Annotated in this window: 22 protein-coding genes and 1 tRNA gene; 10 read left to right on the top strand and 13 right to left on the bottom strand. The window is 63.9% G+C overall.

All coding sequences use genetic code 11. The annotated features are described in order from the left end of the window. Nucleotides 1-51: 51 nt before the first annotated feature. The 3 genes from RAD04_RS15080 (at nt 52) to RAD04_RS15070 (ending at nt 4,391) form a co-directional block, all read left to right on the top strand. On the top strand, nt 52-3,174 hold the full coding sequence (locus RAD04_RS15080; protein ID WP_461624383.1) for an EAL domain-containing protein: 3,123 nt from the start codon (nt 52-54) through the stop codon (nt 3,172-3,174). Then, the gene (locus tag RAD04_RS15075) at nt 3,174-4,253 is read left to right on the top strand and encodes a sensor domain-containing diguanylate cyclase (RefSeq protein ID WP_461624382.1); all 1,080 of its coding nucleotides are present in this window, start codon (nt 3,174-3,176) and stop codon (nt 4,251-4,253) included. The genes RAD04_RS15080 and RAD04_RS15075 overlap by 1 nt, the downstream gene beginning before the upstream one ends. Before the next feature lie 61 nt (nt 4,254-4,314). Further along, nucleotides 4,315-4,391 (top strand) — tRNA-Arg (locus RAD04_RS15070). Between the two features lie 26 nt (nt 4,392-4,417). On the opposite strand, the gene RAD04_RS15065 is transcribed toward RAD04_RS15070, so the two are convergent. Continuing rightward, entirely contained in the window at nt 4,418-4,627 is a 210-nt protein-coding gene (locus tag RAD04_RS15065) for a hypothetical protein (protein WP_018319492.1), read from the bottom strand. 94 nt (nt 4,628-4,721) lie between these two features. After that, nucleotides 4,722-5,165 (bottom strand): TspO/MBR family protein, encoded by a 444-nt coding sequence (locus RAD04_RS15060; protein ID WP_461624381.1) that lies wholly within the window; start codon nt 5,163-5,165, stop codon nt 4,722-4,724. A 43-nt stretch (nt 5,166-5,208) separates the two neighbouring features. Here RAD04_RS15060 and dinB point away from each other — a divergent pair, with 43 nt between their 5' ends. Both dinB and RAD04_RS15050 read left to right on the top strand, forming a co-directional pair. Beyond that, nucleotides 5,209-6,309, top strand: coding sequence for a DNA polymerase IV (gene dinB, locus RAD04_RS15055; RefSeq protein WP_461624380.1), 1,101 nt, complete (start codon nt 5,209-5,211; stop codon nt 6,307-6,309). A gap of 104 nt (nt 6,310-6,413) precedes the next feature. After that, the gene (locus RAD04_RS15050; protein ID WP_461624406.1) at nt 6,414-7,826 is read left to right on the top strand and encodes a sensor histidine kinase; all 1,413 of its coding nucleotides are present in this window, start codon (nt 6,414-6,416) and stop codon (nt 7,824-7,826) included. 95 nt (nt 7,827-7,921) lie between these two features. Here RAD04_RS15050 and RAD04_RS15045 read toward each other — a convergent pair whose 3' ends face one another. Further along, nucleotides 7,922-8,215, bottom strand: a complete 294-nt coding sequence (locus RAD04_RS15045) for a hypothetical protein (RefSeq protein ID WP_018319488.1) — start codon at nt 8,213-8,215, stop codon at nt 7,922-7,924. Between the two features lie 201 nt (nt 8,216-8,416). After that, nucleotides 8,417-9,103 (bottom strand): DNA-3-methyladenine glycosylase I, encoded by a 687-nt coding sequence (locus RAD04_RS15040; RefSeq protein ID WP_461624379.1) that lies wholly within the window; start codon nt 9,101-9,103, stop codon nt 8,417-8,419. A gap of 336 nt (nt 9,104-9,439) precedes the next feature. On the opposite strand from RAD04_RS15040, the gene RAD04_RS15035 reads away from it, so the two are divergent. Both RAD04_RS15035 and RAD04_RS15030 read left to right on the top strand, forming a co-directional pair. After that, a complete protein-coding gene (locus tag RAD04_RS15035; RefSeq protein ID WP_461624378.1) occupies nt 9,440-10,834 on the top strand; it encodes an MBOAT family O-acyltransferase in 1,395 nt (464 codons plus the stop codon). Between the two features lie 3 nt (nt 10,835-10,837). Further along, nucleotides 10,838-11,905 carry a hypothetical protein gene (locus RAD04_RS15030; protein WP_461624377.1) on the top strand — a complete coding sequence of 356 codons (1,068 nt, stop codon included), beginning with the start codon at nt 10,838-10,840 and terminating at the stop codon, nt 11,903-11,905. A gap of 56 nt (nt 11,906-11,961) precedes the next feature. On the opposite strand, the gene RAD04_RS15025 is transcribed toward RAD04_RS15030, so the two are convergent. From RAD04_RS15025 to RAD04_RS15010, 4 genes are all read right to left on the bottom strand, one after another. Continuing rightward, nucleotides 11,962-12,498 (bottom strand): GNAT family N-acetyltransferase, encoded by a 537-nt coding sequence (locus RAD04_RS15025; protein ID WP_461624376.1) that lies wholly within the window; start codon nt 12,496-12,498, stop codon nt 11,962-11,964. A gap of 122 nt (nt 12,499-12,620) precedes the next feature. Further along, the gene (locus RAD04_RS15020) at nt 12,621-13,361 is read right to left on the bottom strand and encodes a di-trans,poly-cis-decaprenylcistransferase (protein WP_461624375.1); all 741 of its coding nucleotides are present in this window, start codon (nt 13,359-13,361) and stop codon (nt 12,621-12,623) included. Nucleotides 13,362-13,391: 30 nt separating this feature from the next. Further along, the gene (locus RAD04_RS15015) at nt 13,392-13,766 is read right to left on the bottom strand and encodes a transcriptional regulator (protein ID WP_461624374.1); all 375 of its coding nucleotides are present in this window, start codon (nt 13,764-13,766) and stop codon (nt 13,392-13,394) included. Beyond that, nucleotides 13,753-14,370 carry a hypothetical protein gene (locus RAD04_RS15010; protein WP_091962069.1) on the bottom strand — a complete coding sequence of 206 codons (618 nt, stop codon included), beginning with the start codon at nt 14,368-14,370 and terminating at the stop codon, nt 13,753-13,755. The genes RAD04_RS15015 and RAD04_RS15010 overlap by 14 nt, the downstream gene beginning before the upstream one ends. A gap of 194 nt (nt 14,371-14,564) precedes the next feature. Here RAD04_RS15010 and RAD04_RS15005 point away from each other — a divergent pair, with 194 nt between their 5' ends. After that, nucleotides 14,565-15,812, top strand: coding sequence for a S1C family serine protease (locus tag RAD04_RS15005; RefSeq protein ID WP_461624373.1), 1,248 nt, complete (start codon nt 14,565-14,567; stop codon nt 15,810-15,812). Between the two features lie 12 nt (nt 15,813-15,824). On the opposite strand, the gene RAD04_RS15000 is transcribed toward RAD04_RS15005, so the two are convergent. After that, nucleotides 15,825-16,103 (bottom strand): DUF3551 domain-containing protein, encoded by a 279-nt coding sequence (locus RAD04_RS15000; protein WP_461624372.1) that lies wholly within the window; start codon nt 16,101-16,103, stop codon nt 15,825-15,827. Between the two features lie 149 nt (nt 16,104-16,252). Further along, nucleotides 16,253-17,227 (bottom strand): Bug family tripartite tricarboxylate transporter substrate binding protein, encoded by a 975-nt coding sequence (locus RAD04_RS14995; RefSeq protein ID WP_091962081.1) that lies wholly within the window; start codon nt 17,225-17,227, stop codon nt 16,253-16,255. Between the two features lie 125 nt (nt 17,228-17,352). Between RAD04_RS14995 and RAD04_RS14990 the strand changes: the two genes are divergently transcribed. Both RAD04_RS14990 and RAD04_RS14985 read left to right on the top strand, forming a co-directional pair. Then, complete coding sequence (locus RAD04_RS14990) at nt 17,353-17,763, top strand: VOC family protein (RefSeq protein ID WP_461624371.1); 411 nt, start codon at nt 17,353-17,355, stop codon at nt 17,761-17,763. Between the two features lie 247 nt (nt 17,764-18,010). After that, on the top strand, nt 18,011-19,591 hold the full coding sequence (locus RAD04_RS14985) for an AMP-binding protein (protein ID WP_461624370.1): 1,581 nt from the start codon (nt 18,011-18,013) through the stop codon (nt 19,589-19,591). A 108-nt stretch (nt 19,592-19,699) separates the two neighbouring features. On the opposite strand, the gene RAD04_RS14980 is transcribed toward RAD04_RS14985, so the two are convergent. The 3 genes from RAD04_RS14980 to RAD04_RS14970 all read right to left on the bottom strand — a co-directional run bounded on the left by RAD04_RS14980 (nt 19,700) and on the right by RAD04_RS14970 (nt 23,937). After that, entirely contained in the window at nt 19,700-20,794 is a 1,095-nt protein-coding gene (locus RAD04_RS14980; protein WP_183708456.1) for an HD-GYP domain-containing protein, read from the bottom strand. A gap of 372 nt (nt 20,795-21,166) precedes the next feature. Continuing rightward, a complete protein-coding gene (locus RAD04_RS14975) occupies nt 21,167-23,452 on the bottom strand; it encodes a xanthine dehydrogenase family protein molybdopterin-binding subunit (RefSeq protein WP_461624369.1) in 2,286 nt (761 codons plus the stop codon). Further along, entirely contained in the window at nt 23,449-23,937 is a 489-nt protein-coding gene (locus RAD04_RS14970; RefSeq protein ID WP_461624368.1) for a (2Fe-2S)-binding protein, read from the bottom strand. Before RAD04_RS14970 ends, RAD04_RS14975 begins: the two co-directional genes overlap by 4 nt. Nucleotides 23,938-23,996: the final 59 nt, after the last annotated feature.

Genomic DNA, 23,996 nt, shown 5'->3' with positions numbered 1-23,996 from the left:
TAAGGTTTAGGCCATTTGTGCGGTGTATTCGTGTTCCTCCAGGGAGGGGGAATGCGCGAGGTTTTTTCCACGGTGGCAGCCGGAATGTCTCGAGCCGCAAGGAACGGCTGGGAGGCTTTGGCGCGAGGTGGTCCTGTCCTGTGGCTGACCCTGTGCGGCGTGTTGCTGGTCGCGGGCATCTTCGGTGTGACGGCCGTGGCCGTCGGTGAATTTCGCGAGCGCACCCTGGCCAACCGCGAGCGCGAGCTGGAAAACACGGTCCAGCTGATCGCCCGGCATTTTGATCAGCAATTCGAGGACTCCGACGTCGTCGCCGCCGATCTGATTGGTCAGATGAGCCTGACGGAGATCACCTCGCCGACGATGTTCCGCGAGCGCATGTCCGGAGCTGCGGCGAACCAGATGCTGCGCAGCAAGATCAGCTCCGTGTCTTACCTCGGCGATATCGCGATCTACGATGCCGACGGCGAGCTGATCAACTGGTCGCGGGCCCAGCCCCTGCCCAAGATCAACGTTTCGTCGCGGGCCTACTTTCAGACATTCAAGACCAATCCGCAGTCCGAACCGGTGCTGCTGGAATCAGTCCGCAGCTTCATCATCAACAAATGGACCACGATCGTAGCGCGCCGCTTGAACGGCGCGGACGGCACCTTCCTCGGCGCAATGGTCCGCCGGATCGATCCGGACAGCTACCAGCATTATTTCGCATCGGTCGCGCTGGCCGAGGGCACGGCCATCTCGCTATTCGATCGCGAAGGCAAGATGCTGGCGCGTTATCCGCATCATGAGGAGCTGATCGGACGGAGCTTCAAGGATGCACCGCTGATGCGGAAGGTGCTGACCAAGGGCGGTCAGCAGACGCTTCGCGTCAGGAGCCCGCTCGACGGCGAGGAGCGGCTCGGCTCAGCGGCGTCGCTGACGCATTTTCCGCTGGTCATCGTCGCCACCAACACGACAGTCGCGGCCCTGGCGGACTGGCGGCAGCAGACCGGCTTCATGGTCACGACCGCCGCGCTTTCGGCTGCCGTGATCGCGCTGATCCTTTATCTGATCATCCGCCTGATCAACCGGCAGAACCGCGAAGCGCAGGAACGGCTGGAAGCGGAGCGGCTGCGGCTCGACACTGCCTTGAACAACATGACGCAGGGGCTGATCCTCTACGACGCGAGCGGCACCATCGTCACATGCAACCGACGCTACGCCGACATGTTCGGCCTCACCCACGACGTCATCAAGCCCGGCTGTCACATCCGCGAGGCGATGTATCATCGCCAGGAGCGCGGCGCGTTTGACGGCGACGTCGAGGAATTTTGTGCGGACGTGATGAGGGTCGTCGCCGAAGGCACAGTCTCCACGCGAATTCATCAACTGGCCAATGGCCGCGCCTTCCAGGTCATCAACACCCCGCTCGCCCAGGGCGGCTGGGTCGCCACGATCGAAGACATCACCGATCGCCGCCACCTGGAACAGGAGCGCGATCGCAACCACACCTTCCTGCGCGAGATCATCGACTATATTCCTTCGCGGATCACCGTGAAGGATGCCCAAACGCGGCGCTACCTCCTGGCCAACCAGGTGGCCGAGCAACAGCTCGGCGAAACCCCTGACACGATCGTCGGCAAGAGCGCGTTCGACCTTTACCCGACGCAAGACGCCGAGATCATCACCCGGGACGACGACAAGCTGCTGCAATCGCCGAACGGCCTGTTCCTGGATGAGCACATCTGGAACACCCCGGCCACCGGACGGCGCTATATCACCTCGACCCGGATCGGCATCCGCGACAAGTCTGGCGAGCCGCGCTACATCATCAATGTCGTCGAGGACGTCACCGAGCGGCGGCGCGCCCACGAGAAGATCGCGCATATGGCGCATTACGATGCGCTGACCGATCTGCCGAACCGCACGCTGTTCCGCGAGCAGATCGAACGCGAGCTGGCGAGGGTCGCCGATGGCGGGCAGTTCGCGCTGCTCTACATCGATGTCGACGAATTCAAGGGCATCAACGATTCGCTCGGCCACCACGTCGGCGACGAGCTGTTGAAGGCGATCGCGGGCCGCCTCCGCGGCTGCCTCAAGCAGGACGATTTGATCGCGCGGCTCGGCGGCGACGAGTTCGCCGTGATCCAGACCGGCATCCAATCCCCTGCCGACGTGCTGGCCTTCGTGACACGGATCTACGAGGCGATCCGGCAGCCCTATCATTGTCTCGGCCATCAGCTCTCCACCGACGCGAGCATCGGTATCGCGCTTGCGCCGCAGGACGGCACCGATCTCGACCAGCTCATCAAGAACGCGGACCTCGCGATGTACGGCGCCAAGGCCGAGGGGCGCCGCACCCATCGCTTCTTCGAGCCGGAGATGGATGCCTGCGCCAAGGCGCGCCTCAGCATGGAGCAGGATCTGCGGCAGGCCCTGGTGAACGGCGGCTTCGAGATTCACTACCAGCCGCTGGTCGACCTGCGCACCAACGACGTGGCGGGCTGCGAGGCGCTGCTGCGCTGGCGCCATCCAGAACGCGGCATGGTCTCGCCGGCCGAGTTCATTCCCGTCGCCGAGGACACCGGCCTTATCAACGAGCTCGGCGACTGGGTGCTGCGCATGGCCTGCAACGAGGCCGCGACCTGGCCGTCGCATGTGCGCGTCGCGGTCAACGTGTCGCCGGTGCAGCTCAAATGCGACACGCTGGCGCTGCGGATCGCGGGCGCGCTCGCCGCCTCCGGGCTGGACCCGCGCCGGCTCGAGCTCGAGATCACCGAGGCCGTGCTGATCCGCGACGACGAAGCTGCGCTCTCGATCCTGCACCAGCTCCGCTCGATCGGCGTGCGCATCGCGCTCGACGATTTCGGCACCGGCTACTCCTCGCTCAGCTATCTCAAGCGCTTCCCGTTCGACAAGATCAAGATCGACCGCTGTTTCGTCGCCGACATCGCGGAGACGAGCGGTGCACCCGTGATCGTGCAGGCGGTGGTGAACATCGCGGCCGCCAGCAGCATGACGACGGTTGCCGAGGGCGTCGAGACCGAGGCGCAGCGCGAGATGCTGCGTGCGCTCGGCTGCACGCAGATGCAGGGTTACCTGTTCAGCCCGCCGAAGCCAGCCAGCGAGGTGCGGAAACTGTTCGGCTCGGGCGATGGCCTGCCCGGAGCCTTGCCAGTGGCGGCGGTGGCCTGATGCCGAAGCCAGGGAAGCCGTCAGGAAAGGTCTCGAACAAGACGTCGGCAGAAACGGTCGATGTCGCGGATTCCTATGCCGTGCGGCTGATGCAGCATCTGGTGGTGCCGACCTTCGTGATCGACCCCAAGCGCCGCGTCGTGATCTGGAACAGGGCCTGCGAGCGGCTGACCGGCCTCGCCGCATCCGAGGTGATCGGCACCAACAAGCACTGGCAGGCCTTCTACGAGACGAGGCGCCCCTGCCTTGCCGATCTCGTGGCACTCGATCGGCCGGAGCGGCTTCCGGAATTCTATTCAGAGTATGCCGCGCGCGGCCATAACGGGCTCGGCTTTTCCGCGGAAAACTGGTGCACGATGCCGAAGCTCGGCAGCCAGCTCTATCTCGCCATCGACGCCGGTCCGATCCACGACGAGGCCGGCCATCTGATCGCCGTGGTGGAGACGCTGCGCGACCTCACCGACCAGAAGCGCGCCGAGATGGCGTTGAAGGAGCTCGCGACCAAGGACGGGTTGACCGGCCTGTCGAACCGCCGCTCGTTCGACCAGATGCTGATGAGCGAATGGGCCCGCGCCCACCGCACGCAGAAGCCGCTGGCGCTGCTGTTCGTCGACGTCGATCATTTCAAGCTGTTCAATGACCACCACGGCCACCAGATCGGTGACGAATGCCTGCGCGCGGTCGCTTCGGTGGTCAGCCGGCATGCCGTGCGCCCGCTCGATCTCGCCAGCCGCTATGGCGGCGAGGAGTTCGCGCTGATCCTGCCGGACATGGATTGCGATACCGCCTGCGTCATCGCCGACGAGATCCGCTGCGCCGTCATCGCCTTGCGGATCGCCCACGGCGCCATCGGCGCCGGCGACCACGTCACCCTCAGCGTCGGGGTCGCCAGCCACATTCCCAGCGGAGCCGATGGCGGGCCCGACCGGCTGCTGGGCGCGGCCGACGAGGCGCTCTATGTGGCCAAACGCCTCGGCCGCAACCGCGTCATCTGCGCCGAAAAGGTGCTTGCCGAATTCGCAAGCCTCGGCCGGGAAGCCGCAGCGGTTCCGGGCCCTTTCCGGCGCAAAACCGCTTAAGGCGCAATGTGGCGAGAACCGGTTGCCCGCCCCGCGCCAATCGGCTAAATGAGCGAGCACTGCACCCGTAGCTCAGCTGGATAGAGCGTTGCCCTCCGAAGGCAAAGGTCACACGTTCGAATCGTGTCGGGTGCGCCAGTCCTGCGGCCGTTTCAGGCCGACGCTCACGTCAGCATCGCGACAATCGTCTGGAGCTGGTCGGAGGCGGACGAGACCAGTCCGTCATATGAGGTCTGGCCGTGCGCGGCGGCGTTCAGGATGCATTCGGCCACGGCCGCTTTCAGGCCGAACACCGATTGATGGGCCGGTACGCTCGCCATCACGGTCTCCAGCGCTTGACGCATCGTGTGAATGAGCTCGGAGCTGTATTGCATTGGCTGTCCTCCGTGCGCTCATATTAGGTCGCGTGACCATGCTTGCCACTCACAAGCCTGAGATTGCGCTTTGAACCGGTTGAGACCGAATGTCTCAATTCAAACGCCAGATGGCCGCATTGAGCACGCCGGCAAACGCGACCCAGGCTGCGTAGGGCACGAACAATGCGGCAGCCAGCCTGTCTCGTGATGCCTCGAGACCGATATAGGTCACGATCGCGACGAACAGGCCGATGAGGATGACGAGCGCAGCGCCGATCTGGTGCATCGTGAACATGACCGGAGACCAGATGAAATTGAGCGCCAGTTGCGCAGCCCAGGCCAGCATCGCCTTGCCCCCGGGCTCACGGCGAAAGGTCCGCCAGCCCGCGATGGCGATCATGATGTAGAGCAGGGTCCAGGCCACCGGGAACGCCCAGTTCGGTGGCACGAAAGCCGGTTTGGCGAGGCCGGCATACCACTCTCCGGGGAGATTGGTCGCACCGATCAGCCAGCCGATGCCGACCACCCCCACCACGAACAGCAACAGCTGCAGCATCCATCACCTCGCGCATCTCATCGCGCAATTGTATCATCCTTCCATGAGCGAATCCGACACGGTGACCGGCGAAGCCTCGCCCGTCCGCAAGATCATCCATATCGACATGGATGCATTCTATGCGTCGGTGGAGCAGCGGGATGATCCGGAGCTGCGCGGCAGGCCGGTCGCGGTCGGAGGCTCCGCGGAACGCGGCGTCGTCGCGGCCGCCAGCTACGAAGCGCGCCAGTTCGGCGTTCGCTCCGCGATGCCATCGGTCACTGCGAAGCGGCAGTGTCCCGATCTGATCTTCGTCAGGCCGCGCTTCGAGGTCTACAAGGCGATCTCCAGGCAAATCCGCGACATCTTTGCCGAGCACACGCCCATCATCGAACCCTTGTCGCTCGACGAGGCCTATCTCGACGTGACGGAGAACCTGCAAGGCATCCCGCTGGCGCGCGACATCGCGCTGAAGATCCGCGGGAAGATCAAGGCCGAGACCGATCTCAACGCGTCGGCGGGCATCTCCTACAACAAGTTTCTGGCCAAGCTCGCCTCCGACCATCGCAAGCCCAACGGTCAGTTCGTGATCTCGCCGGAGATGGGACCGGCTTTCGTCGAGACGCTGCCAGTCGGCAGGTTCCACGGCATAGGCCCCGCGACAGCTGCGAAGATGAACGCGCTCGGCCTGTTCACCGGTCTCGACATCCGCAACCAGACGCTGGAGTTCATGAATGCGAATTTCGGCAAGTCGGGCGCCTATTACTACTGGATCTCGCGTGGCGTCGACGATCGGCCGGTCCGGGCCAACCGGATCCGCAAGTCCATCGGCGCGGAGACCACGTTCTCGGTCGACCTTGCCGAATATGGCGCGCTGGCGGCCGAGCTCAGGCCTCTCGTCGACAAGGTCTGGCGGCATTGCGAGGCGACCGGCAATCGCGGCCGCACCGTCACGCTGAAGATCAAGTTTGCCGACTTCGAGATCATCACGCGCAGCAGGTCTGTCGCAGCGGCCGTCGCGGGGCAGGACGATCTGGAGCGGCTGGCCTGCGGCCTGCTCGAAGGCGAGATGCCGCTACCCAAGCGCGTCAGGCTGCTGGGTGTCTCGCTGTCCGCGCTCCAGATCGGGGACGAGGCGGAGCCGCAGCTAACCTTGGGCATTTGAACGAGGCCGGCAGGTCTTCGGCGAACGCGACATCTTTATCCGCGACGCGGCGCAAAACCTGTCGTAGAGACACCAAAACACGATTTTTCGCGATTGATGCTGGAATGCTTGCCTTATTGATACGCCTCGGATTGCGCTTCGAAGACCGCATTGAGGAGCGCCGGTTTGTCGACCAATACGTCCGAGGCAGTCTCGGCTGGACGCAGATCGCGATGCTGCTCGGCGCCGCCACCTATGCCGGCTACACCCTCTGGGACTGGGTGCTCTATCCCGAAGTCGTTCCAACCACGCTGGCCATCCGTGGCGGCACCGCCCTGTTCGTGCTGCTCCCGCTGACCGCGTTGCTGTCACGGCGCTTGATGAAGCCATGGGCGGAGACGATTTTCCTCGTCTACTGCGTCATTCCCGGCTGCATCCTGCCGAGCATCTATCTCGTCCTGCCGTCGGGCTTCACCTTTGCCGCCCCCGGCATGATGATGATCATCCTGTTCGTCTCCACCATGCTGCCATTACGAATCGGCTCACTGGCGATTTTCTGCCTGCTGTCTTGGCTGGCGCTGCTGGTCGCCGAGACGTTCGCACCGACGATGCCGATGGGCCTGAGATTTATCAATCATTCTCTCGTCGGCAACGCCTACGCATTATCGCTCTATGCCGTGGCCGCGCGCGAATACCGGGCGCGAAAGCAATTCCGAACGTCGGAGGCGCTGCAGCGGGAAAAGGAACGCTCGGAGAAATCGCTGCGCGATTTGCGCGCGACCCAGGAGCATCTGGTGCAGGCGGAAAAGCTCGCCTCGCTCGGTCGATTGGTCGCCGGTGTCGCTCACGAGGTCAGCACCCCGCTTGGCCTCGCCCTGACGACCTCGACGGCCATGCAGACCGATCTGCAGACAATGGCCGACGCATTGGGCGGAGCGTCGGTCCGGCGATCCGATCTGACCAAGGGAATTGACAGGCTCAAGCAGGGGCTCGACCTGACCTTCGATAACCTGCACCGCGCATCCGAGATGGTGCACAGCTTCAGGCAGGTCGCAGTCCACCAGGCCGATGAGGACCGGCGCTCGTTCGAGCTTAAGGATTGGCTGGCTGAGCTGATGTCCAAGCTTGGGCCGCTGCTATCGCACCATGCTCTGGCGGTCGACGTCCAATGCCCGGCGGGCATCAAGCTCAACAGCTATCCGGGAGCACTTGCGCAGGTGATCGGCAATCTCGCCCTCAATACCGCGGGGCACGCGTACCCGGACGAGAGAGGCGGCAGATTCGCGATCACAGTCAGCCAGCCGGACGCGAAACGGGTCCGCCTGGTCTGCGCCGACGACGGCGTTGGGATACCCGAGGAATTGCAGGCGCAGATCTTCGATCCGTTCGTCACGACCGGCCGCGAGAGCGGACATGCCGGCCTCGGGCTACACATCGCGTTCAATTTGGTGGCCTCGTCGCTGAACGGGCGCCTGCGCCTCGAGAACAGGACGGGTCCAGGGACTCAGATCGCGATCGAGATCCCGATCGAAGCATGAAACTGCGACCGCTGGAGCCGCCTCGGAAAGCGCGCGGCCGACGGTGACGGGATTTTCAGCCCGCCACCGATGAAACTCGACCCGCTCGGGGGCAATCAATGCCTCACGTGCTCGAACACCACGATCACGCCGGTCGGCTCGGGCTCGTGCGCCATCAGGCGCGTCAGGTCGGAATCACCCCAATCGGCGAGGCTGACGACTTCGCCGCTCTGGCGATCGGCACCGAGCGATGGTGTGGGCTCGAGGACCTTGAGGCCCATCTCGTCGACGAAGAAGGTATGCTCGCCGAACATGCTGTTGAGCTGCGGCATGGCCGGATGTTCGTCGGGCAGCACCTGAGCGCCGAGTTGGTTGACGGTCTGCTTCACCTGTTCGGATGTGAGCTTCATGAGCTGCTCCGTTTCTGTGTCCGGTTTCGTTGGCCTGGGCGGGAGCACGCGTTCCCTGCGCCTTTGTCCGCCTGGCTCGACTCCGAACAGGTGCTGCGCACAAATGTTCCCAAAAAATGTATTTCGTGATCGCGCGTTGCATCTGCCGCGCTCGCGGCACGAGATCGCCACAGGATGCACACGATTTATCGGGGGGACCTGCTACTCGCTGCGGCTTTCACCGACCGAGAGCGCGCAGATGCGTGACAGATATGTGTAGGGCAGGCCGGTCTCCTCGGCCCAAGCATTGAACTGCGCCTGCACCTTGGCGAGATCGCCCTTCGACTTGACCGCTTCGGCAATGTCGAGACCGGCATCGCGCAGGCAAGCCACCACGTCTCCTGAGGTCACAAAGCCGTCCCACCCGACGAAGCGCAGCAGCATCTGCCCGGTATTGCCGCCGAGCCGGCTGCCGCGCTTGGTCATGAGATCGAGCAGGCCGATCTCGTCGGACGAGGGCCACTTCGCCAGAAACTTGCCGAAGCTGCCGTGCTCCTTCGCGATCTCCTGCACGAAGGCGGCGTTGTCGCGCACCGACATGATCTTGGCACCGTTGCGCACGATGCGCGCATCGCGCAGCAGGCCTTCCCAATAATCCTCGGGCTGGAAGGTGAGCTTGGCCGGCTGGAAATGCAGAAAGGCGTCTTCGAAGCCGTCCCATTTCGTCTCGATCACGCTCCAGGCAAAGCCGGCGCAAAACACCCGCCTGGTCATTTCGGCAAGGACGCGGTCGTCGCCGAGCTTGGCCAGCCGCTTGAGGTCCGGCTTTGCCGGCATCAATTTCTCCAGCGCCTTGGGCCCGCCCTTGCGCTTCTCAGCGCGGGCACGAATGGTCTTGAAGGAGGTCATGCGGACATCCGCGTCGATGGATCGTCAAGTCACCAGAATTGGCTCAAGAGGTCCAGCACCGCGGAGGTGAAGTCCGTGATGCCGGCGCGCCAGGCGCACGTGGTCGGGTCCTCGGCCAAGGACGTCGCCGCCCGCAAGCGGGAGCGGATGGATAGCGGTTGATTTCATCTCAAAGTTGTTATTGGATGCCGCTGCCAGTGAAGCGGCCTCAGTCACCGCCTCGCGGGGACTGTGGTTTATCTTCGCAATCCCGGTTGCAACCCGGCTCGCATCGTCATCCAGACTGAGCAGAACGACGAGCGGCGTCGCGACCCAATAATGTGACCTATTCTTGCAATGTCCTTTGTCTCCGTGGCGTTCCTCGGTCTGGTGCCCGCGACCTTCCTGCTCTACCACGCCACCTCCAGGCTCGCGCTCCAGAATGTCATCATCCTGGCGGCAAGCTACGTCTTTTATGGCTGGTGGGACTGGCGTTTTCTGCCTCTGCTGGTCGGAATTTCCGTCGTCAACTATGCCGCGGCGATTCTGATCGCCGCGACCCCTCACGAGCACACCCGAAAGCTTCTGGTCTTTTCCGCGGTCGCAGTGGCGATCATCGTTCTCGCGATATTCAAGTATTTCAGCTTCTTCGTCGATTCGTTCGTGACGATTGCACAACGCGCGGGTCTCAATCCGAACCTGCCGACGTTGCGCATCATCCTGCCGCTGGGCATTTCCTTCATCACCTTCCAGGGCATCGCCTATGTGGTGGACGTTTATCGCGGCAAGCATGTCGCGGAGAGAGACCTCGTCAAGTTTCTCGCCTTCAAGGCGTTCTTCCCGCAACTCGTGGCGGGACCGATCGAAAGAGCCAGCAATCTCCTGGACCAATTTTCGAAGCCGCGACAATTCACGGCTGATCATGCCGACCGCGCACTCTGGCTCCTGATTTACGGCTACGCCATGAAGGTCGTGGTGGCGGACAGCCTGGCGGTAATCGTCGACACGCTCTTCATTCCGGATCAGCCCTTTGGCTGGTCGGTCGTGCTCGCCACGATCGCCTTCGGCATCCAGATCTACACCGATTTCAACGGATACAGCCTGATCGCAAAAGGCGTCGCGCTTCTGTTCGGCTTCGAGCTGACGTGGAACTTCCGCTACCCCTACTGGTCGGTATCGATCAGCGAATTCTGGCGGCGCTGGCACATCAGCCTCAGCACATGGCTACGGGACTATTTGTACATCTCGCTCGGCGGAAACCGTCGCGGCGAGGCCATCACGAACCGGAATTTGATGCTGACCATGGCTTTGGGAGGCCTCTGGCACGGCGCGTCGTGGACATTCGTGCTTTGGGGACTGCTTCATGGCACCGTGCTTGCGCTATGGCGCAAATTGCCCGGCGGAGACGAGCCCCCTTCGAAAGTCGCCCGCGGCGCCGGCTGGGCCGTCACCATGCTGGTCGTATTCGTCGGCTGGTTCCTCTTTCGCGCGGCAAATTGGAATTTGCTGGTGGGCATGCTCAGCGCGCTCAAGAACTGGGAATGGGCCCCGGTGCACAGTGCCGTCGCGCTCGCGATTCTATCGCTGTCGGCCCCGCTGATGTTGCTGGAATGGCAACTGCAGTCGCACGGGGACTATTTCCTGATTCGCCGACCTGCATGGATGAAGTATCCGCTGTTTGCGGCCCTGGTGGCTGTGACGATCGCGGCGTCCGGGCACGTCAACGCAACCTTCATCTATTTTCAGTTCTAGGCCATGCCGAAACGCACGATCCAGGCGATCATGAAGTCGCCGCTGACCAATGCGCTTCAGCTTGTCGCGCGCAAGTTCGTTCCGGTCGCCGTCTTGACGGCTCTCATCCTCGGAATCGCGAATTTCATCTATCGGCAGAGCAACCACCAATGGTCTCGCGGAATCGAGACCTACATCGTCCTCGAGCAGATCAGGCGTTCCGAGCGGCTGCCTGCATCCGATCTCGCCTTTCTCGGCGACAGCTCTTGCCTGTTTGGGGTTCACGTCCCGACCTTGTTGCACGCGTTTCCGGGATCCGACGTCGAGGCGTTCTGCACCATCGGCTATGTTGGCCCGGATGGCTACGCCGCCATGCTCGACAAGATGATCGCCCGCGGACGCCAGCCCAAGAAACTCGTTCTGGTGTTCAATCCGATCCAGTTCGAGCGCGATCCAAGATGGAATGAGTGGCCGACCTTCATCAGGACCGACCGTTTTGAAGTTCCTTCCGGCCTGACGTTTCCGGCCGGCGGTCTCGAATACATCCGACTGCTGATGGAGCGGGCCGTGTACACCCCGCTTCCGGGCGCCTATGCGATTTACTACGGCGGCAAGGACCAGTTCATTTCGACCATATGGAGCGAGCACGGTAGCGCCATCGACCCCAACCGAATGCTTGATATGCCTTCGCTGGGGGCCTTCAGGGCCACGCTGCCCGGCCACGTTCTTCTCAAGCCGCTCCCCGCCTCAAAACCGTTCGTGATGAACGCGGAATTCGAGAAGGCGCTCGACTCCCTGTCCGTAACGCTTTCGAAGCTTGACCGGTCAAAGGTCTATCTCGTGATCTCGCCGGTCAATTCCGTCAATGCTCAGGGCGGCCCGCAGAGCTTCCACACCGAGGCAGGCAAGAGGATTGCGGCTCGACTTGGCCTCGATCAATCGCAATTCCTGGATACCCCGGACGTCATGCTGGACATCCTGTATGCGCGTTATCCGGCGCATTTGCATCGATGGGCGCGGATGATCTACACCGAGCAACTTGCCAAGACCCTGGCTGACCGGAGAATCCTGGGACAATCCGCCGGCGACTGAGTCGTCCGCTGGCGCGCGCCGGCGCGTCCTCATGAGATGGTGGATTTTCGCGCTCGCTAACGCGACAAGCGCTTCGCGAGGTGGACAGACTGCCAATCTCCCAGTCCAGTATCCCTGAAACCTGCTTTCTTCGCCAGGCCGCGCATCTCGGCATTCGTCCGGGCCGTCTCGGCGGCGATCATCTCGTGGCCGAGATCGACCGCGCGCGTCTCCATCGCCGTCATCATCTGAAGGCCAAGGCCCATGCGCTGGAAGGCATCGGCGACCGAGATGGCAAATTCGCCGTGCCGAACGGCCGCGTCATAGGCGTATCGCGCTTCGCCGATGATCCGGCCGCGGCCCTCATGCCTGAGTTCGGCGAGCAAGGTGAAGTGGTCGAGGCGGTCGGACTTGGCGACGCACTCGGCCGCGATCTCGGAGAGATCGGTTCGCGCGCCCATGAAGCGCTTGCTACGCGATGTCGTGGAAAGGCCGGTGAAATAGACCGAGAGGCTCTCGACATCGGATTCGCTGGCGGTCCTGATGCAGACCATGCCCTTCGTTTCGGCCAGTTCGACCGGCTCGACGACGGCTCCCGGAAACAGCTGTGACATGCGTGATGCTTTCGGCAGGTTGCTGGGACTTGCAGACCTAGCCGAGGCCGCGCACCTTCCGCTTGGACGGAGCTGCCAATCATGCGGATGAAAACGAACAGCTCGTTTTGATGTGCCGCGCGTCACACACGGGAGAGCGAAGGCACCTCCTCGGGTACGATCGCCTGAAGGCCGCCGAAGCGGCGCTCGCGGCCGTGGAAGGAGGCCAAGGCGGCGGCGAGATCGCTGGCGTCGAATTCGGGCCACATCCGCTCGGTGAAGTGCAGCTCGGCATAGGCGCCTTCCCAGAGCAGGAAGTCCGACAGCCGTTTCTCGCCCGAGGTGCGGATGATGAGATCGACGTCGCGCAGGCCGGCTTCGCCGGTGACGAGCTGCGAGAAGGCTTCGCGGGTAAGGCTCGTCAGCGCGGCCGCCTTCGCCGCGGCGTTGAGGATGGCGTCACGCGCGGAATAGTCGACGGCGATACGCAGGTGCAGCGTCGAGCCTTCAGCGGTCGTCTCTTCGGCGCGCGTGATCGCGTTGGCGATGCCGTCAGGCAACCGGTCGCGGCGGCCGATCACGGTGAGGCGCACGCCGTTCTTGACCAGGCTCTGCACCTCGTTGGCGAGATAGAAGCGCAGCAAGGTCATCAGCGCCGCGACCTCGGCCTTCGGCCGGCGCCAATTGTCGGTGGAGAAGGCATAGAGCGTCAGGGTGCCGATGCCCTGTTTTGGTGCGGCCTCGACGATGCGGCGGATGGTTTCGACGCCGGCCTCGTGGCCGCGGACGCGCGACAGGCCGCGCCGCGTCGCCCATCGCCCGTTGCCATCCATGATGATGCCGACATGAAGCTTCTCGTTGCGGGACGCAAGTTCACTTTGCATTGCAAAGTCTCCGGTCAAAAAGGGGGAGGATCAGGTCGAGACGATACCGAGGCGGCCGAGCGGCGGTGCCTCGCGGCCGGCGGCTTTCGCAGCGTCGCGCACCAGGCGCTCGAGCACGGCGAGATAGTCGAGGAAACGGCGGCGCCCGGTCTTGGTGAGGCGGCAGGTGGTGTGCGGGCGGTTGCCCTCGTAGCCCTTGGTCACCTCGACGAGGCCTGCTTCCTGCAGCACGCCGAGGTGCCGGCTGAGATTGCCGTCGGTGAGGCCGCAGAGCTGCTTGAGGTCGGCGAATGCCAGCCCCTTGGGATGCGCCATCAACGAGGTCAGAAGCCCGAGCCTCGCCTTCTCGTGGATCACGCGGTCGAGCCCTTCATAGGAGAAGGGCGCGCTGTCAGTCTTCGACATCATGGTCTCCGGATGCGACATAGAGAATGCCCGCCATCACCGACTGCCCGATCACGAAGGGCAGGCCCATGGTCCACGGCGACAGCGTGTGCGTCTGGCTCGCGAGCACCACCACGGCGAAGCCGGACACGAAATACCAGGCACCGGCGAGCGCGACGGTGCGCGGCAGCGAGCGGACGGAAGCGAAAATGCCGAGCGACACCAGGATCTGCCATAGGCCCGGGAGCAGCCAAAGCGTCTCGCCCGCGAACTTCCACATCACCACCGCGAGCAGCACGCCGGCAACGCCTGCGGGCAGGAACTGCTCGACCGCCTGGTGGATCATGGCATCGGCCAGACCCGAATGATGGCGGTGCGAACGCGCACGCATTTCGATCCCGATGATCAGGCCAGACAGCGCGGCGGCCATGAACCAGCCGAGGAAAAAGCCGAGCGGCTCGCCGGTGGGATCGCCCAACAGCCAGAATTGCAGGATCGCGGTGAGCAGCGCGACAGCGCCGGTCGCGGCCATCGTCGCGGGGCCATAGCCGCGGAACGCCGTACCAGCCGCAATCTGGCTGCGAATCGCCACGATGTCGGCCAGTGCCTTGTCGAGATCGCGCAACGCCAGAACCTCGCTCCGCCCGTGTTTCCGGGATTGCTCGTCCCGTTACTTTGTAATGCAAAGTATATGGCATTGCAAAGCAAACGCAAGCCCGAAAGTCGCCGCGAGAGATACCGCCGGCCCAGACAACTGCCGGTTGCGCACCCGCTACTCCCGTAGATAAGATGCAGTCCAAAAGCGTTCCGGGGGCTGGTATGTGGCTTAAGTCATTAATTCTCGCATCTTTGTTTCAGGTAGGTATCGCCGGAGCTGCGAATGCGGCGGGACCGTTCGGAAGCGTCAATGTCGGCAACTGGATCGGCGGCGCCTTCAGCAACGACCAGACCGGCGCCTTCTCCCATTGCGCCGCGACGACACCCTATGCGAACGGCGTCATCCTCGTCGTAAGCCAAAATTCCGCCGGGACCTGGTCGCTCGCCTTTGCGAGTCCCAGTTACCACTTCAACAAGGGTGAGAACGCTGCAATCGACGTGACCTTTGACGGGCGGGAGCAGGCCCGGCTGTACGCGACGGCGTATCAGTCCAACATGCTCACGGCCATCATGCCACTCAACGTCGTGCGTACGTTTCAGAAGGCCAGCCTGATGGTCGCAACAGCCGGCCGCGCCGTGCTGAATTTCGATCTGACATCGACCGGGCCGGTGATCGCGGCATTGGCCAATTGCGTGAGCAAGGTGAAAGCCGACGGGCTCGACAAGGCCGGCGACTTCACCAAGGTTGCGGCGAAGCCCGCAGCGGCCGGCGACAAGCAAGGTGCGCCTGCCGCCAAGCCGGGACGAACCGGGACCTTTACCGGCACCGGTTTTGTGGTCAGTCCCAACGGACATGTCGTCACCAACAGCCACGTGATCGATAGCTGCACCGGAGATATCAAGGGCAATCTCGCCGGTGAGGCCGCGATGGTTCTGCGCGTTGTCTCCAGCGACGCGACCAACGATCTCGCGCTGCTGCAGGCGCCGGCGACGGCAGTGTTCAAGGATTTTGCGAAGATCCGGGACCGCTCGATGCACTCCGGCGATCCAGTGGTGGCCATCGGCTTCCCGCTGCACGGCTATCTCTCCTCCGACCTGACCGTGACGACGGGAATTGTCAGCTCACTCAGCGGCTTCCGCAATCACACCGGACGTTTGCAGATCAGCGCGGCTGTTCAAGCGGGCAACAGTGGGGGCCCCTTGTTCGACCTGTCCGGCCAGGTCGCAGGCATCGTCGTTGCCAAGCTCAACGCGCTCAGGATGATCAAGGAGACCGGGCAGCTGACGGAGAATATCAACTTCGCCATCAAGACCGGCGCGCTGCGCGACTTCCTCGACAACTCCGTGGTGCCATACCAGACCGCGGAGCCCAAGGGCGAGCTGAAGACTGCCGACATCGCCGCCAACGCCCGCGCCTACACGATGCTGATCTCGTGTACCGGCACGGAACAGGCGGACGCGAAGCGGTAAACCGGTGTGCTCTCAATACGGAGCGACGGGCCGCACGCGCCGCGGCGGCCGCGGTTGCGCCGGCAGCCCCTGGCCGTAGGCGAAGCGCGGATTGCGATCGCAATACAGCAGCCGGCCGGACACGCTGGCCTGGCATTGTTCATAGGTGTTGTAGCTGCATTCGCCGGGATAATCATAGTCGCCGCCCTGGGCGCACCATGGATAGTCGCGCGCGGCCGCGGGCGTGACGGTGGCGAAGCCGGCCAGGACCGCCGCACTGAACGTCATCAGCACCAAATGCATCTTGCGCATGATCCAACTCCTATCTAGCTGGCCCGAGATACGGCGCCATCTATCATCAGGTTTCGCAGCGCCATTTTATTCCAGATCAACGAAACAAGACACGCAAGAAAAAAGCCCTGCCAGACGGCAGGGCTCCTATCCTCACGATCACAAGACCGCTACTCGACCTTCAGGCCGGCGAACTCGACGACCTTCTTCCACTTCTCGGTCTCGGCCTTGATCTCCTCGCCGAACGCCTCGGGCGTCTGCGCCCGCGGCTCGCCGCCGAGCTCGACCAGACGCTTGGCCATGTCCGGCTCCTTGATCACCGCGTTGACCTCGGCGTTGAGCTTGGCGATGATTTCCTTCGGCGTGTTCTTCGGCGCGCCCATGCCGAACAGTGCGCTGGCCTCATAGCCCTTGACGGTGTCGGCGATCGGCTGCACGTCCGGCAGCTGCGCCGAGCGTTCCGTGGTGGTGACGCCGATGGCGCGAAGCGAGCCGGAGCGGATGTGCTGGATGATCGAAGGCATGTTGTCGAAGATCACCTGCACCTGGCCGGCGAGCATGTCGGTGATCGCGGGCGCAGCGCCGCGATAGGGCACGTGCTGCATCTTGCAGCCGGTCATGGCCATGAACATTTCGCCGGACAGATGCACCGAGGTGCCGTTGCCGGACGAGGCCATGTTGACCTTGCCGGGATTGGCCTTCACGTATTCGATGAACTCGGCAACGTTCTTGGCCGGCACGTCCTTGTTGACGGTCATCACGTTCGGCACGCGCTGGAACGAGGCGACCGGCGCGATGTCGCGCACGAAGTTGAACTTCAGATTGGTGTAGAGCGAGGCGTTGATGTAGTTGGCCGGATTGACCAGCTGCAGCGTGTAGCCGTCGGGCTCGGCATTGACGACCGATTCGGTGGCGATATTGTTGCCGGCACCCGGCTTGTTCTCGATCACGAATTGCTGGCCGAGCTTTTCCGACAGGCGCTGGCCGATCAGCCGCGCCAGGATGTCGGTGGCCCCGCCCGGCGGATAGCCGACAACCCATTTCACCGGGCGGGCCGGATAATCGGCGGCAAAGGCCTTCGACAGCGGGGTGGCTGCAAGCGGACTGGCGGCGAGCAGGCCCAGCGCGGTACGGCGAGTGATCATCTCAAGGGTTCTCCCAACGTGTTGTTCTTGAAGCCAGATAGCTTGATGCCGGCGTCGGTGGGGTTGTAACAAAGCTTGCCGCAGGCGCAAAGTGCGCGGGGCGCATCGCGACGAAAGGATAAGGCATGGCGGTCAAGGTCGAAGCCCTCGATCATCTCGTCATCAACGTCGCCGACGTCGCGGCTACCGCGGAGTGGTACCGCAGGATTCTGGGCATGGAAGTCAAGGTGTTCGACCCAGGCGGCGGCAAAGCGCCGCGGACTTCGCTTCACTTTGGTAACCAGAAGATCAATGTCCGGCCGCGCGATGCCGACAAGGTGGAGTGGTTCACTGCGGACCACCAGACCGCCGGCAGCGAGGATCTCTGCTTCCTCACCTCCGCCACGCCCAATGAGGTGGTGGCGCATTTGCAGGCACACGGCGTCGCGATCGAGGAAGGCCCGGTTCCCAAGCAGGGCGCGCGCGGCACACTGCGCTCTGTCTATTGCCGGGATCCGGACGGCAGCCTGATCGAGATTTCATCGTACGAGGATTGAGGAGGCCGGGCGCTACACACTCCATCGTCATGCTCGGGCTTGTCCCGGACATCCACGTTCTTCGAGCGGCAAGACGTGGATGGCCGGGTCAAGCCCGGCCATGACGGAGGAGAGAGTGCGCGCGCCTCGCAAGGCATGATGCACTCATGCCCCTCCCCTGATTTGCTCGCCGCGCCGTGCGATGGCAGGAAAACGCAATCATCCAAAGACAGCCGCCATCAAGATGCAGGCTGCACGGGGAGGAGCCATGTCACTTCACCAGACCGCAGCCGGGATCGTCGGCCCATTCGACGGGCTCGACGTACCCTGGCTCTTGAGGATGCGCGCCGAGGTGCGGCGTGATCATCCGTTCCTGATCTGGGCGCCGTTCGACGCGCCGGCGCGGCGCTGGAGCTATGGTGAATTTCACGAGCGGGTCGGCGCGCTCGCGGCAGGGCTGGCACGGCGCGGCGTGAAGCCGGGCGAATATGTGCTCATTCATCTCGACAATTGCATCGAGGCGCTGCTGGCATGGTTTGCCTGTGTCGAGCTAGGCGCCATCGCGGTCACCACCAACACCCGCTCGGCGCCGGCCGAGATCGCGTATTTTGCCGATCATTGCGGCGCGGTCGCCGCGATCACGCAGCCGGCCTATGCGGAGATTGTCGCGCAGAACTGCCGCAACATAAGCTGGATGGCGGTGACCTCGCATGATGCGGGCGCAGCGCCCGCACACGGCGTCTCGCGCGGCGACAGTTTTGAATCCCTGTTCGCCGACAGTGCCGACCGCCCCAGGCGCCCGGCCGACCCGCTGGCGCCGTGCAGCGTGCAGTACACTTCGGGCACGACCTCGCGCCCCAAGGCCGTGCTGTGGACCCACGCCAACGCGCTGTGGGGCGCCAAGATCAACGCCGCGCACGAGGACCTGCACGCCAGCGACGTGCACCAGGCCTATCTGCCGCTGTTTCACACCAATGCCCTCGCCTACTCCATGCTGGCGACGCTGTGGGTCGGCGCCACCTGCGTGATCCAGCCGCGCTTCTCGGCCAGCCGGTTCTGGGGCGTCGCGCGCGAGCACGGCGCGACCTGGACCTCGACGATTCCGTTCTGCATAAAGGCGCTGCTCGAGCAGGAGATCCCCAGGGATCACAAATTCCGCCTGTGGGGCACCGCGATCAACGAGCCGCCGGCCTTTGCCGCTTTCGGTGTCAAGATGATCGGCTGGTGGGGCATGACCGAGACCATCACCCACGGCATCGTCGGCGAGGTCGACCAGCCCAACATACCGATGTCGATCGGCCGCGCGGCGCCTGAATATGAAATCCGCATCACCGACGACGAGGGACGGCCGACCGAGGTCGGCGGCACCGGCAATCTCGCGATCAAGGGCATCCCCGGCCTGTCGCTGTTCGCCGAATATCTGCACAACGAGAAAGCGACGCGCGAAAGTTTTGACGCGCACGGCTTCTTCCTCACCGGCGACCGCGTCGAGCGGCTTGCGAACGGCTACATCAAGTTCGGCGACCGCGCCAAGGACATGCTGAAGGTCGGCGGCGAGAACGTCGCGGCCTCTGAGATCGAGCAGGTGATTGCGCTGGTACCGGGCGTGCGCGAGGCTGCCGTGGTGGCGAAGTCGCATCCGATGCTGGACGAAGTGCCGGTGGTCTTCATCATCCCGCAAGGCGGCGTCGCCGGCGCTGCGCCAGACCTGCACGCGCGCGTGATGGAAGCCTGCCGCAAGGGCCTTGCCGACTTCAAGGTGCCGCGCGAGATCCGGTTCGTCGACGACATGCCGCGCTCGACGCTGGAGAAGGTGGCGAAGGCGGAGCTGAGGAAGATGGTGGGGTGAGCACGGTGCCGTAGGGTGGGTTAGCGAAGCGTAACCCACCACTTCTGTCTCTGCGGATACTAAAGAGGTGGGTTACGCCTTCGGCTAACCCACCCTACGGCATCTCGCCTAAAACGACCCCAACGCCACAGGCCTGAACGCCTGCAGCAGCTGTTGATCGAGCTTGCCGCCCATGCCTTCCATCATCCCGAACGCACGGGAATGCGTGAAGGGCATACGGTAGGCGCGTTTCTCGACCAGCGCGGCGTAGATGTCGACGATCGTGGTGAGACGCACGATGTCGCTGATCTGGTTCGACGACAGGCCGTTCGGATAGCCTGAGCCGTCGAGGAATTCGTGGTGATGCAGCACGACGTCGAGCATCTCTGGCGGAAAGCCGCCTTGCGCTGCGAGCGCGTCATAGCCGCGGCGCGGATGCTGGCGGACCTCGGCCATCTCCTCGTCGGAGAGCTTGCCGGGCTTGTCGAGCAGCGTGGAGGGAACGAAGGCCTTGCCGACATCGTGCAGCAGCGCGGCGCGGGTCAGGCGGCGCTGGTCGTCCTCGCGCATGCCGAGGTGCTGCGCGAAGGAGACGGCGAAGCCGGTGACGAACAGGCAGTGCCGGTAGCTGCCGACATGGTGGCAGCCAACCGTGGTGAGCCATTCACGCAGCGAGGAATGCTTGATCGCCTTCAGGATCTTGCTCTCGGCGGCGATCACGTCGTCGAAGGTCAGGGGCACGCCGAGCGGCAGCTTCTCGAACATCTTCGCCAGCACCGCGTGCGCCGCCTCGACGCCGCGGTTGAGCGTCTTGCCGCGGTCGGTCGCGTCATAGGCGGCGGTGTCCGGGAAGGCGGCGCGGATGCGCTGAAGGATGGCGTCCGCCTGGAGCGGCCGCGAGATGGTGTCGGTGGCGCCCAGCGCCCAGGCCTGCATGGTGCCGTGATGCAGGGCATCGGCGAGCACGAACAGCCGCGGCATCGAACGATAGGCATCGCCGCGCAGCTTGTTGCGCACCCGCTGCACGCTTTCGGGCGAGCGCAGGTTGATGTCGACCACGAGGCCGGAGAGATCGCGCGAGGGCTGCTCGGGAATCCCCTGCGTCGTCACCGTCGAGACATCGCCGACCGCCTTCAGGATGCTGGCGAGCTCGGTGCTCTCGTCGCTCCGGTCGGAGGCGAGCAGAAGCCGGCGTTTGGCGGCGGTTTTGGCTGAGGCGTTCATGACTTCCCCAAAGCACGGGATTGGATTTGGCGTCAGCCTAAGCCGGATCAGGTTCTCCGGCCCTTAAGAGGCGTGCTCAATGGAACCTTCTGGAGTTGTGCGCAATTTTAGGAATTTCGGGTTCCAGAAGGGGAACTGTAAAACCGCGAAAACAACCCCATGCACAGTAGACGGACCATTGAAAGATAAGGGGAATTTTACCGCCATGGGGCTCGTCCCGGCCATCCACGGCCTTTGGCCCCGGAGCACAGAGAACGTGGATGCCCGGGACAGGCCCGGGCATGACGGTGTACCGGATGCAGAGAGATCCAAAACAAATCCGCCGGAGGTTGCCCTCCGGCGGATCGTCTCATTCAGCAATCACGCCCGGCGTTACGCCTTCATGCTGGCCTTCACCGCCTCCGCCGTGATCGGCAGTGCCCGCACGCGGGCGCCTGAGGCGTTGAAGATGGCGTTGCCGATGGCAGGCGCGACCACGGTCACCGCGGGCTCGCCGACGCCGGTGGCCTTCTCGCCATTGGCGATCACGGCAACGGCAACCTCTGGCACCTGGCTCATGCGCAAGGGCGTGTAGCTATCGAAATTGGTCTGCTCGATGCCACCGTCCTTCAGCGTCGCCTTCTCGTACATCGCCAGCGACAGGCCCCACAGCGCCGCGCCCTCGACCTGGGCACGGATATTGTCGGGATGCACCTGCGTGCCGACGTCGGTTGCGACCGTGAGCTTCTTCACGGTGACCGCACCCGACGGCGCCACCGCGACATGGGCGACGCACGCCGTCCAGCTCGCGGTTGCGCGCTCCTGCGACGAGACGCAGGCGACCCCCATGCCCTCGCCTTTCGGCAATGGCCTGGTGCCGTAGCCCGACAGTCCCATCGCGGCGAGCAGCGTGTTGCGCAGCCGCTGCGCGCCGCCGTCGTTCTTGCCGGCGCCGTCGAGCAGCGAGATGCGGAACTGCGCGGGATCCTTGCCCGTGGCAGCCGCGATCTCGTCGATCATGCTTTCGACCGCCCAGAAGGTCCAGCCCGGTGCCACCGAGCGGAGCTGGCCGGACGGCGTGGCGTTGTGCGCGAGCTCGTTCTTGATCGCGCGCACATAATGGTTGGGCACGGTGTAGAAGAAGTCGGCCCCGTTCACCGTGAAGCTGTCGAGCGGACCCTTCTTGTCGACCGAGGGCGTCAGGAAATCGGGGATTCCCCAGCGCGCGGTCGGCCAGGCCGAGACCACGTCGTGGCTGAGCGCGACGAGCTTGCCGTCGCCGTCCACGCCGGCCTTCACTTTCTGGTAGGTGAGCGGACGCGAGAAATCCATCGTCATGTCGTTCTCGCGCGTGTAGATCACCTTGACCGGCTTGCCGATCGCCTTCGCCGCCTGCACCGCGGGAATCATCATGTCGGCATCGAGACGCCGGCCGAAGCCACCGCCCAGCCAATGCTGATGCATGACGACGAACTTCGGATCGATCCCGGCCGCACCCGCAGCGATCGCGCCGGAGCGCGTCGCGAACTGGTTGCCGGAATAGATGTGCAGGATGTCGCCCTTGAACTCCGCAGTGGCGTTCATCGGCTCCAGCGGCGCATGGATGTTGATGCTGGTGGTGTACTCGGCCTCCACCACCTTGGCCGCCGAGCCGAAGGCCGCGTTCGGATCGCCGTCCTTGACGAAGAACTGGCCGGAATCGTCCAGCTTCTGAAGCCGCTTGGCTTCATCGAGCAGCGTCTCGCTCGAGACCTTCGCGTTCGGACCGCCGTCATAGGCGATCTTCAGCGCCGCCGCCGCCTTCTTGGCGTTGGCATAGGTGCTGGCAACCGCAACGACCCAGCCCGACGTCGTGCCGGTCTTGTCGTCGAGGGTGACGGCCTTGATGAAGCCCGGCACCTTCTTCGCCGCACTGTCGTCGACCGATTTCACCGTGGCCCCGAACCGCACCGGCGGGGTCACCACAGCGCCATAGGCCATGCCCGGCAGCATCACGTCGATGCCGTATTTCGCCGTGCCATTGGTCTTGGAGGGAATGTCGAGCTGCGGCACCGACACGCCGATCATGGTGTATTGGTCCGGCGTCTTCAGCTTGATCGCCTTCAGCTCGTCCGGCGTGAAGGTTTTCGTCGCCTTGCCGTTCTTGACGATGTCGGCGAACGACATCTGCTTCTTCGACTTCGGATGCACGATCATGGAATCGCGCACCACGAGTTCCGCCGCCGGCACACCCATCGCGGCGGCCGCGCCTTCGGTCAGGGCCATGCGACCCGCGGCGCCCGCCCGGCTCATCGCCTCGAAGTTCATCATGGTCGACCAGCTGCCGCCGGTGATCTGTGCGCCGAGCACGGGATCGTTGAACTTCGGATCGTTGGAGGCGAGCGCGACGCGCATGTCGGTCCATTTCGCGCCCAACTCCTCGCAGACGATCTGCGCCATGGTGGAGGCGATGTGCTGGCCCATGTCGGCCTTGCCGCAGGTCACGGTGACGAGACCATCCGGCGAGATCGCATACCAGACGCTCGGCTCGAAATTGGCGGGAGCCGCGGCCGACGCGGAATCGATGCCGGGCACGCCGGCATAGCCGAGCACGAGGCCGCTTGCGGCGGTGCCGACGAGGAAGGAGCGGCGGCTGAGATCGGTCGTCGCGGGGGTGACGTTCTTGACGTGCTCGTTCATGTGGGCCTCCGCTCGCTGGAGGCGGACGCGGTGCGCATCTCGGATGCGGCGCGCATGATCGCCTTCTGGATCCGCGAATAGGTCATGCAACGGCAGAGATTGCCGTCCATATGCGCCACGACCTCTTCCTTGGTCGGGTTGGGATTCTTCGACAGCAGCGAGGCTGCCTGCATGATCTGCCCGGACTGGCAGTACCCGCATTGCGGCACCTGCTCGGCGACCCACGCCTTCTGCAAGGGATGATCGCCCTTGACGGAGAGGCCCTCGATGGTGGTGATCTTCTTGCCGGCGACATCGCCGACCATCGTCTGGCACGAGCGCACGGCTTCGCCGTTGACGTGCACGGTGCAGGCCCCGCACAGCCCGGCACCGCAGCCGAACTTGGTGCCGGTCATCTGCAATTGCTCGCGGATCGCCCAGAGGAGCGGCGTGTCGTTCGCCGCATCCACGGACATACTCCGCCCGTTGATGGTGAGTGTTGGCATAGGCGTCTTCCCCTGCCGGTGCATGAAGCCGCTTACGGCGGCAACTTGAATAGCGGACG

The sequence above is a fragment of the Bradyrhizobium sp. 25ACV genome (assembly GCF_054863005.1).
The sequence above is the reverse complement of the archived record's forward strand: the minus strand, read 5'-3'. Positions and strand labels throughout refer to the sequence as shown.

Excerpts from the sequence above, each read along its gene's own strand:
- RAD04_RS15080 (WP_461624383.1), top strand. The coding sequence starts at position 52 with ATGCGCGAGGTTTTTTCCACGGTGGCAGCCGGAATGTCTCGAGCCGCA.
- RAD04_RS15075 (WP_461624382.1), top strand. The coding sequence starts at position 3,174 with ATGCCGAAGCCAGGGAAGCCGTCAGGAAAGGTCTCGAACAAGACGTCG.
- RAD04_RS15065 (WP_018319492.1), bottom strand. The coding sequence starts at position 4,627 with ATGCAATACAGCTCCGAGCTCATTCACACGATGCGTCAAGCGCTGGAG.
- RAD04_RS15060 (WP_461624381.1), bottom strand. The coding sequence starts at position 5,165 with ATGCTGCAGCTGTTGCTGTTCGTGGTGGGGGTGGTCGGCATCGGCTGG.
- dinB (WP_461624380.1), top strand. The coding sequence starts at position 5,209 with ATGAGCGAATCCGACACGGTGACCGGCGAAGCCTCGCCCGTCCGCAAG.
- RAD04_RS15050 (WP_461624406.1), top strand. The coding sequence starts at position 6,414 with ATGCTTGCCTTATTGATACGCCTCGGATTGCGCTTCGAAGACCGCATT.
- RAD04_RS15045 (WP_018319488.1), bottom strand. The coding sequence starts at position 8,215 with ATGAAGCTCACATCCGAACAGGTGAAGCAGACCGTCAACCAACTCGGC.
- RAD04_RS15040 (WP_461624379.1), bottom strand. The coding sequence starts at position 9,103 with ATGACCTCCTTCAAGACCATTCGTGCCCGCGCTGAGAAGCGCAAGGGC.
- RAD04_RS15035 (WP_461624378.1), top strand. The coding sequence starts at position 9,440 with ATGTCCTTTGTCTCCGTGGCGTTCCTCGGTCTGGTGCCCGCGACCTTC.
- RAD04_RS15030 (WP_461624377.1), top strand. The coding sequence starts at position 10,838 with ATGCCGAAACGCACGATCCAGGCGATCATGAAGTCGCCGCTGACCAAT.
- RAD04_RS15025 (WP_461624376.1), bottom strand. The coding sequence starts at position 12,498 with ATGTCACAGCTGTTTCCGGGAGCCGTCGTCGAGCCGGTCGAACTGGCC.
- RAD04_RS15020 (WP_461624375.1), bottom strand. The coding sequence starts at position 13,361 with ATGCAAAGTGAACTTGCGTCCCGCAACGAGAAGCTTCATGTCGGCATC.
- RAD04_RS15015 (WP_461624374.1), bottom strand. The coding sequence starts at position 13,766 with ATGTCGAAGACTGACAGCGCGCCCTTCTCCTATGAAGGGCTCGACCGC.
- RAD04_RS15005 (WP_461624373.1), top strand. The coding sequence starts at position 14,565 with ATGTGGCTTAAGTCATTAATTCTCGCATCTTTGTTTCAGGTAGGTATC.
- RAD04_RS15000 (WP_461624372.1), bottom strand. The coding sequence starts at position 16,103 with ATGCGCAAGATGCATTTGGTGCTGATGACGTTCAGTGCGGCGGTCCTG.
- RAD04_RS14995 (WP_091962081.1), bottom strand. The coding sequence starts at position 17,227 with ATGATCACTCGCCGTACCGCGCTGGGCCTGCTCGCCGCCAGTCCGCTT.
- RAD04_RS14990 (WP_461624371.1), top strand. The coding sequence starts at position 17,353 with ATGGCGGTCAAGGTCGAAGCCCTCGATCATCTCGTCATCAACGTCGCC.
- RAD04_RS14985 (WP_461624370.1), top strand. The coding sequence starts at position 18,011 with ATGTCACTTCACCAGACCGCAGCCGGGATCGTCGGCCCATTCGACGGG.
- RAD04_RS14980 (WP_183708456.1), bottom strand. The coding sequence starts at position 20,794 with ATGAACGCCTCAGCCAAAACCGCCGCCAAACGCCGGCTTCTGCTCGCC.
- RAD04_RS14975 (WP_461624369.1), bottom strand. The coding sequence starts at position 23,452 with ATGAACGAGCACGTCAAGAACGTCACCCCCGCGACGACCGATCTCAGC.
- RAD04_RS14970 (WP_461624368.1), bottom strand. The coding sequence starts at position 23,937 with ATGCCAACACTCACCATCAACGGGCGGAGTATGTCCGTGGATGCGGCG.